Here is an 8756-nt window from a genome sequence, read left to right on the forward strand (position 1 = left end):
GTGTTTAATATTGATTACTTTGGAACCTTGTGTTTAGTAGTAAACTTATATTCGTATTTCAGATAACCATCCTTTAAGGTAAGGCTCGCTATATAGTCTTCGTCTTCAGTATTATCGTTATCCTTGGTCGCTCTGAACCATATCTTTTGATTATCTCGTATGATGCCCTGAATCTTCAGTGGAAGCTCAAAAGCGTGTGTCCAAAGTATAACGCCATTAGTGTTTCTCAGCTGAAGAATCGTTGGTGCATCCTCCGAGATACTAGCATTATACTCTATAAGGATATACTTCGAGTCTTGGTAGTCAATCTTTGAGTTGAAGCCAGTAAACCAATCTGTTATTGCGTTGTGACTAATCATTCGCTTGTCACCACGCGGAGAATCAGTCACACCATACAGGAAGTAACCAGCGTCTTGAGGGTCTCCTAAGTGATACATGAAGCGTATTCTCCATAAGCGGTTGAGGCTCTTTTGGCTAGAGGATTCGCTCGCTTCCTTACGATCTAATATATAAAATACACTATCCTTAACCTCACCATTAAGCTCAGAAGTGGGTAGTTGCTGGGTGTATTCATAGGCGTCCTTCGTATAAAGACGGTCTGTAGCTGGGAAATAATAATAGGTTTCTGCCAAATTGTTGGTGACCTTGAACCCTTCACCTACGCCCGCCGTACTTGCGTGGTCTTCGTAGGTATCAGAGATAAATTCTACTGATGAGATACCACTTGACATTGCTTTCTTCTTGGCGAAGATAGTCTTTGAGACATCCTTTAGCGTGAGTGTCTGTGGGTCTATCTCAAGTATAAACTGGCTAGGAATCGTGATATACCACTTCTTGGCTTGGTTCAGATGTTGTATCTCAAGCATGTGGAAAGCTGTCATACCAATCTTCTTTGCATCGTCATCACTGATGAAAAGTTTGTCAGCAAACACCTTCCCACTATCTGGGTCGACGAATCCATAATAGTAACCTGATGGTGGTGTCTCGTCGTCAGAATACCAGTTACTGAAACTACGGTCGGTTAAATAGAAGAAACAAACACGTCCGTTATGCTTTACAGGGACAATGGCTTTATATGAATCTTCTACGCTGATAGAGTCTTTATAACTAGCGCTTGGCTTGGAAGAGTCTATGCTGAAGAACAATAACATGAATAGAAAGAATAAAGAACCACCGATGATAGCGAATACTTTTATCACATTGATAGTGGAGATGTTTGCGTCTCCTTTGGTGCGTGTGTAGCCTCCATAATCAAATTGATGCTTGACATTAATGTTTATGTCGTCATCATCTAGGAAGTATTCTGTACCGCAGTTTTTACAGCGATAACGCTTTTCATCCAACTGAATATGCTTCTCACTGCCACAATTCGGGCACTTTATGGGTCTTATCTTTGTTGACATTGTGTTGCTTTATCTGTATTCGTTATATATATTTATAGCTTCCTTACGTTGTGACTAGTTGCAAACTTGTATTCGTATTTTATGTTACCTCCTTTTAACGTAAGGCTTATGATATATTCATCATCGTAGCGATCAGTGTGCTCTCTTGTTGCTCTGAACCATATCTTCTGATTGTCTCGTAGAACACCACCAATCTTTATTGGACAATCAAGAGAGCGTGTCCAAAGGATTCCTCCATTAGTGTTTCTTAGCTGAAGAATCGTTGGTGCATTCTTCGAGATATTTGCCTTATACTCAATACATAAATACTTTGGATCTTGGTAAATGAGCTCTGCATCGAATCCTGTGAACCAATCTGTTATTGGCTGATTATCGACAACTCGCATGTCAGAATATACAAAATCATATTTACCATTGCGAGAGTCATTAAGGTACTGAGGGTTTCCTAGGTAATGCGTGTATTGTACTCTATTTATTATGTTTTGACCTTTTTGATTGGATGACTCACTTGAGTTCTTACTTTCCAATTCATACATTACATCCTTACGTAGCTCTCCTTTGAGCCCAGAAGCTGGTAGTTTTTGGGCATACTTATAAGCCTCCTCCGTATAAAGATGGTCTGTTGCAGGAAAGTAATAGTAATTTTCTGCCAAATTATTAGATACTTCGAAGCCCTCACCTCCCTCTAATGAATTAGCGTGACCATCGTTTATTCTAAAGATAAAATTCACAGATGAGATCCCACTTGACATTGCTTCCTTATGAGCAAAGATAGTATTTGTGACATTACTCATCGTGAGTGTTTGTGGGTCAACTTCGTATATAAACTGTTCTGGGACTATGCAGAACCACTTGTCTGCTTGCGGGAGATGCTGCAAATTAAGCTCATCAAACGAGTACATCTCAAGGCTTTTGCTCTCTTCATTACTGATGAGGAGCTTATCAGCTAACACTTGTCCAGTCTGCGCATCGACGAATCCATAATAGTGACCATCTACTAAGGTCTTATCATCGTTAAGCCCGTAATCGTACCTACGATTCGTTACGTAGAAGAAACAAATACGTCCTTTATGCTTCATAGGGTAGATGGCGTCGTAGTCATCTGTCACCTCTACGGAGTCGACAGAGAATAAATCACTTACACCCAAGAGCTTACTTACTTTGATATCTCCGCCCCAAAAGTGCTTAGCTGCATACAGAAAGAGAAAGACAATAAGTACAACCGCTAGGTTTCTTATCACATTGCTCATGGTGACGCGGGGCTCTTCTTTGGGCTGCGTGAAGTTTTCGTATTCAAAATTATGCTTGACATTAATGGTTATATCATCGTCATCCAAGAAGTATTCCGTCCCACAATTTCTACATTGATAGCGCTTTTCATCCAGTTGAACATGCTTCTCGCTACCACAGTTTGGGCACTTTATCGGTTTTATCTTTGTTGACATTGTATAACTCAATCAGTACTTTTTATTGTTTCTTATAATGTATGGTTAGATAACACAAGATAGCTTCTATGGCTGTAAAGATAGCGAAGAGGATAATCCACCAGTTGTCTTTTACACCACTCGGTGCTATCATTCCACTAACAAACTCTATGATTCCTGCTAAGAGGAAGAGCATACCAAGACTCAAACGATGCGAACGCTCTGCACCAAGGGCAAATAACATTACAACCAATAGGGTGTTGACTATAATGGCAACACTTGTGTAGAGCATGTTTACCAATGGATAGATTGATAGAACCAGACCTACAATGATATTGACAAAGAGGACTGCTATGGCGGGGATTAAGACTTTATTCATAATTTAGAAAGTATTTCGTTCTTCTTTTGTTCGTATTCTTCAGCAGTGATGAGTTGTTCATCTAAGAGCTTCTTGAGCTTTCGTAGGCGTAGAGTAGGGTCACTACTAACATCGCTCGACTTGAATATGTCTTGTGCTAACTGTAGTCCTGCTCCCATTTGCAAGCCTGCTCCTGCCAGTCCACCTTCGTTCTTTGCAGCATCACGTAAGGCTCCTAACTTCTGCAATCCAGTGTAATCAAGGTCTACCTCGGCTGCTGCATACTTCTCAGTAGTCATGTTTGCAATCCTACCAATGCGTCCCATCGTTTCGTCATCGAATGTAACAGAAGTGATACGGAAGTCGGTTAGCTCCAAACCTAAGCGTGATAACTCCTCTGAAGTCTTCTCTTGTAACTCCTTAGAAAGCTCACCTATGTGGCTATCCACTTCTCGGTAAGGGTAGGCTTTGACTGCAAGAAAGGCTGTGAGTGGCGTCACAATACGTGAAGATACGAGTTCTTGCACATCCTCTGCATAATAGTCTGCGACTGTTCCAAGCAGTGTTACGAACATTTGAGATGCATCTTGTATCTTTACAGAGAAGTTTCCACAAACTCCGAGAGCCACTGGTAATTGATAATCAGGCTCTATGTATTTCACTGGCGAAGCAGTTCCCCAAAGGATGTTCACCATCTCCGCTGTACGGAAGAAGTAGAACCTCATCTTATGGTCGCTCTCTGCTTGCTGAGAGATGTTAAGCAATGTGGTGATAAAAGGATGGTTGTCAGACTCCATCTCATACACTCCTGGTTCTGTAAGTGTGGCTCTCACCTGTCCATCATAAACGATAATGCAACCCTGACCAGGTGCAATAATAAGTTTACTAGCGTTCTTTATTTCATCTGTTGTGGTTTCCAGTTGATGAAATAATAGGTTAGGCTTCTGTTCTTTCCATTCTATGACGGTTCTCAGTTGGCGTTTGAAAATATCTTTTAATCCCATAGCTTTATCCTTTCAAATTCGTTTAATAATTGTTGTGAAATAAGTTGCAACGTCTTCATTGATTACTTTTAATATGCAAATGTAATGATTTGAATTGGAAAGAACAAAAAAATAGTAGGAAAAGGTGATTCTAATCTTGTTCTAAAAAGTTCATTCGATTATAATATTTAGTTAATCCCAAATGCGTTATAAGACCATAAAATTTGTAGTTTTTATTACTGTGGTATTGTTTCCTAACATCTTTTCTTATCGGCATCTTGTCTGTCTTTGTAACTTGACGTAACTCGCTACGCCTGCGCCCAAAACCATACAATCTGCTGGATAATAAAACAAAATATGGTTAGGCGCTAATGAGCGATTTGAGTTAAAAAATACGAATATACAAGCCTTCTAACATCTTAAGAATACAATTCAATCATCTTATATCTTGATTCTATTTATCTTATCATGACATTCATACAATATACTATTCTTGGGGTAGATATCCTCAAATGCTATTCCACGAATGTTGTATGAATACGAAAAAGAGCTCCCAAACCTTTATAAAAGATTCGGGAGCCGCATGGTTCGTTCGCTTCTTCTGGTAATGTCATACAGCATTGTGTTCCGAGAAGAATACTGGTGTCGCTTACCAGAAAGAAAAAGGAACGTCAAGGATGGGATGTTGAACCACCCATTAAATAATTCAGAGAGTATCTTATAGTTTAACGCTAAGACCCACATACCATGTTGCGCCGTATACTGGAGCATACATGAAGGCTGCGTCGTCTGTATGCTTTTCGTCTTGAATGTAGCTGAAGATGTTCTTAGCACCAGCATAGACAGTACACATACCGAAACGTTTTGCAGCACGGCAGTTGAAGAGCATGAAGGTGTTAGTCTTCTTTATCTTTGACGTTGCACCATCGTCTTCAGAGTTGTAGTCGATGTACATCTTTCCTTGCAATGAGCTTGTGAGAGAGAAACTCCATGTGCCAGGGGTATAATCGAGGTCGATATCGCCTGTCATAGCTGGGAAACGAGAGATGTTACGACTGTCCTTAGCATACTGCAAACGCTGTGGGAACTCCTTTACAGTCTCATCGTTAGGGTCTGACCAGTCAGCACGCTCGTGCTTGAACTTACCTTGATTGAAGGTCCAGTTGACGCCAGCATTAAAGTTGCGGAAGAGGTTTGCTTTTGCACCTAACTCCACTCCCTGTACGTAAGCATCGTCGACATTCTCCCACTGATAGGAATAACCGAACTTCTTAACCTCATCGTCTGCAGGAGAGAACTGAATCTTATCCTTCAAGTTGGTACGGAAGATGTTAATGCTGAACTGATACTTCTTTGCATAATAGTCTGCAGAGAGGTTATAGCTAATAGCCCGTTCACCCTTGAGGTTAGATGACTTCCACACACGTGGCGAACCACTACAGAGGTGGAGGTCCTCAGAGAATCCGTAAGGAGCACGGAAACCTGTACCTACATTAGCACGAAGAACGAGGGAAGGAGTAACTTCATATTTAATAGCAATACGAGGATTGACGGTTGTCTTACTAAACTTAGTAGTTGGGAAAGCACTATCAGAAACCTTTACACTGGTAGCATACTCCTCACCAGAGCTATGAGAGTCGACACGGATACCTGGTACAACGGTCAACTTTGGTGTCACGTTCCACTCATCTTGTATGAAGAAGCCAAGCTCGTTAGCGTGCTTCTTACCGATAGAAGTGTAAGGAACGCCATAGTAAGGACTTGTCTTCTCGTCCTCAGCAGAGATGACATAGAGTCCAGTCTCACGTAAACGAGTGAAATAACCCTGCACACCACCAAGCAATGTATGGTTGCCAAGGATAGAAGTGAAGGTGAGCGATGGTGTTACCGTATTCTCCTTTGCAATGTATGGACGCATCATAGAAACGTCAGGTTCCGCACCGTCCTCGTCAGGATGTGCTGGATCCTTGTGAGAATCCATGTAGTCATGGAGGAAGGTATCGTTAGTTGCCTGTCGTTTATGGTACACGTAAGCTGTCATAAGGTTCAGTTCTGAATGCTTACCGATAGGTAAGGTGTAAGCAAGGTCAGCTGAAAGGCGGTTGGTGCGGATGTCTTCTGTACCGTCAGTATATGGGTTCAAGTATTGATCATTCGTCATGACACCACCGAAGCGATGCTCATCAATGGCCTTACCACGCAATACGAGCTTATCGTTCTTAGCGAAAGGCTGGTAGAAATAAAGGCTGAAACCAAGGTTATTCATCGTCTCGTCCACACGGTCAGAGATACCATCCTTATGCTTAACCTCCTTACGTGTCAGACCGTTCTGTGTGCGATCGATAGCATCCATCTGTGTACGCTGTGCGAAAACACTCAGTCCAATGTTGTTATAACGCATAGATCCAGAACCCTTATAGCTCTTAAAGCCAAAGTTACCAAACTGAATATCACCTGTAACAGATGGCTCGAAGGTTGGTTCCTTTGATATAATGTTGATAGCACCAGCAACAGCACTACTTCCATAGAGGGCTGAACCTGCACCCTTAACTACCTCAAGACGATCGATGTCATTGGTTCCAATCTGCTGCAAACCGTAAACACCGGCAAGACCAGAGTAGATTGGCTCACCATCAATGAGTACTTGTGTGTGTTCGGCACCCAATCCCTGCATACGAACCTCAGAGAAATTACAGAACTGGCACTGCTGTTCTACACGAATACCAGGAACACCTTCAAGTGCTTCGTATAGGTTCTGCGCATTCTTCTTAGTGATAGCTTGTGATGTCAGAACCTCCGTACGGATAGGCACATCCTTTACGAAGTGACTGGTGCGAGTACCTGTTACAACGACCTGGCTCAACTCCAAAGGGTCTTTCTCCAGTTCAAAGTAGACTTCAGTACCTTTATTATTAACCATGTCTACCTCTTTTTCCTGCTGCTGATAACCATCCAGTGTGGCAATGATAACCTGCTTACCCAGTGGAAGATTACTCAGTTTGAAATGTCCTGTAGCATCGCACTGAGTCTTGAGGTTGGTACCTTTTACTCTAATTACAGCATGCGGAAGATGCTTCCCACCTTCTTTAGCTTTTACATCACCGAAGAGCATTGCATCGGTATTTTGTGCCATGGCCACTATAGAACAAAACATGGCCGTTAAGATTAGTAAATACTTTTTCATTAGTAATTATTTGGTTTGTAAATAACATCGCAAAGTTATGCGATTATTATTAATGTGTCAATACCTAATAGTAGGTAGTTTGACTACTATAAGACTAATAAGTCTAATGGAGATGATGAGCCTGATAAAAGTCAGAAGGGTAGTTTTTCTTGTCAATTTAGGAATAACTCTTGGTGAATTCAATATTTTCAATTTACTTTGCAGGCAAATAATAATCCGAAGCTATTGAAGACAATCCTCACAATAACAGGTTCAGATAGCACTGGTGGGTCTGGTGTACAAGCTGATATCAGGACGATAGCGGCCTTAGGGGGCTATGCCGTGTCGGCTGTTACATCTGTCACGGTGCAGAACACCTTAGGTATTCAGGCCTTCTACGACCTCCCTGCGGAGATTGTAAGGGGTCAGATCGAGGCTATTATCAATGATATGCAGCCCGACACAGTAAAGGTTGGAATGATAAGAACTACTGAGACGTTAGCTGTTGTGGTAGATGTACTGTTGAAGTATCGTCCTCATCATATTATCTACGACCCTATCGTCACAGCGAGTAATGGTGACCGACTGTTGTCAGATGATGTGATAACGCAGATACGCTGCCGACTACTACCTTTGTGCTCGCTTGTCATCCTGCGAGAGGGGGAGACTGAGAAAATCTTTAGCAGTCCTTCGTTGAAGGGAAAGAAAGAGACAGATGTTTGCACCTACGTGCTCGACGACCCTTTACAACACGGTCTTGCCAATAGTTTCTCGTCGTCTCTTGCTGTCTATCTAAGCCAAGACGAGCCGATGGAGCAAGCTATAAAGCATGCACGAGAATATGTCCGCACACTTATAACAAGGAAGAGTGACATCAGTGGACGCAGTAGTCAGCTGTATTATGAATTCTTAGAAGCAGTGCAATTACACTACCGTACGAATCGTGATGTAGCTTTCTATGCTGATTGTCTGAATGTCTCTCCACGTTATCTATCGCAGGTAGCACATCGGATATCGGGTAAGTCGCCCAAAACAATTATTGATCATACACTTGCAGACGCACTTGCTTGTCAGCTTCGGACGACACAAAAGACGATTCAAGAGATAGCTTACGAGCATGGATTTGCCTCACAAGCACAGTTCTCTAAGTTCTTTAAGAAGCTGATGGGGCATAGTCCGAGCGAATGGAGACGGACGTAGGGGGGGGACCTCCCCCTGCCCCTCCGAGGGAGGGGAGAGCCTAACGGGATATAGTAGGGGTAGGTCTATAATTCCTCAACCTATTTCTCTTAAGTAGGGGAGAGCCTAACGGGATATAGTAGGGGCAGGTCTATAATTTTCCAACCTATTTCTCTTAAGTAGGGGAGAGCCTAACGGGATATAGTAGGGGATAGATATCGGACTCCCCAACCTATTTCTCTTAAG

At 42.2% G+C, this 8756-nt stretch carries 6 protein-coding genes; 1 reads left to right on the forward strand and 5 read right to left on the reverse strand.

What is annotated here, in order from left to right; genetic code table 11:
* Nucleotides 1-14 precede the first annotated feature (14 nt).
* The 5 genes from HMPREF0666_RS14030 to HMPREF0666_RS14050 all read right to left on the reverse strand — a co-directional run bounded on the left by HMPREF0666_RS14030 (nt 15) and on the right by HMPREF0666_RS14050 (nt 7352).
* On the reverse strand, nt 15-1403 hold the full coding sequence (locus tag HMPREF0666_RS14030) for a TFIIB-type zinc ribbon-containing protein (protein WP_009013024.1): 1389 nt from the start codon (nt 1401-1403) through the stop codon (nt 15-17).
* A 32-nt stretch (nt 1404-1435) separates the two neighbouring features.
* Nucleotides 1436-2848: a TFIIB-type zinc ribbon-containing protein gene (locus tag HMPREF0666_RS14035; protein ID WP_042856440.1), complete on the reverse strand. Its 1413-nt coding sequence runs from the start codon at nt 2846-2848 to the stop codon at nt 1436-1438.
* A gap of 22 nt (nt 2849-2870) precedes the next feature.
* The gene (locus tag HMPREF0666_RS14040) at nt 2871-3206 is read right to left on the reverse strand and encodes a hypothetical protein (protein ID WP_009013026.1); all 336 of its coding nucleotides are present in this window, start codon (nt 3204-3206) and stop codon (nt 2871-2873) included.
* Entirely contained in the window at nt 3203-4189 is a 987-nt protein-coding gene (locus HMPREF0666_RS14045) for an SPFH domain-containing protein (RefSeq protein WP_009013027.1), read from the reverse strand. Before HMPREF0666_RS14045 ends, HMPREF0666_RS14040 begins: the two co-directional genes overlap by 4 nt.
* Nucleotides 4190-4886: 697 nt before the next feature.
* Nucleotides 4887-7352 carry a TonB-dependent receptor gene (locus HMPREF0666_RS14050; protein ID WP_009013028.1) on the reverse strand — a complete coding sequence of 822 codons (2466 nt, stop codon included), beginning with the start codon at nt 7350-7352 and terminating at the stop codon, nt 4887-4889.
* 225 nt (nt 7353-7577) lie between these two features.
* Between HMPREF0666_RS14050 and HMPREF0666_RS14055 the strand changes: the two genes are divergently transcribed.
* Entirely contained in the window at nt 7578-8531 is a 954-nt protein-coding gene (locus HMPREF0666_RS14055) for a hydroxymethylpyrimidine/phosphomethylpyrimidine kinase (protein ID WP_009013029.1), read from the forward strand.
* Nucleotides 8532-8756 lie beyond the last annotated feature (225 nt).

The sequence above is a fragment of the Prevotella sp. C561 genome (genome assembly GCF_000224595.1).
In the GTDB taxonomy this organism is placed as follows: Bacteria; Bacteroidota; Bacteroidia; order Bacteroidales; family Bacteroidaceae; genus Prevotella; species Prevotella jejuni.

What these genes read in the sequence shown, in the direction of transcription:
- HMPREF0666_RS14045 (WP_009013027.1), bottom strand. Translation starts at nt 4,189, where the DNA reads ATGGGATTAAAAGATATTTTCAAACGCCAACTGAGAACCGTCATAGAA.
- HMPREF0666_RS14040 (WP_009013026.1), bottom strand. Translation starts at nt 3,206, where the DNA reads ATGAATAAAGTCTTAATCCCCGCCATAGCAGTCCTCTTTGTCAATATC.
- HMPREF0666_RS14035 (WP_042856440.1), bottom strand. Translation starts at nt 2,848, where the DNA reads ATGTCAACAAAGATAAAACCGATAAAGTGCCCAAACTGTGGTAGCGAG.
- HMPREF0666_RS14030 (WP_009013024.1), bottom strand. Translation starts at nt 1,403, where the DNA reads ATGTCAACAAAGATAAGACCCATAAAGTGCCCGAATTGTGGCAGTGAG.
- HMPREF0666_RS14050 (WP_009013028.1), bottom strand. Translation starts at nt 7,352, where the DNA reads ATGAAAAAGTATTTACTAATCTTAACGGCCATGTTTTGTTCTATAGTG.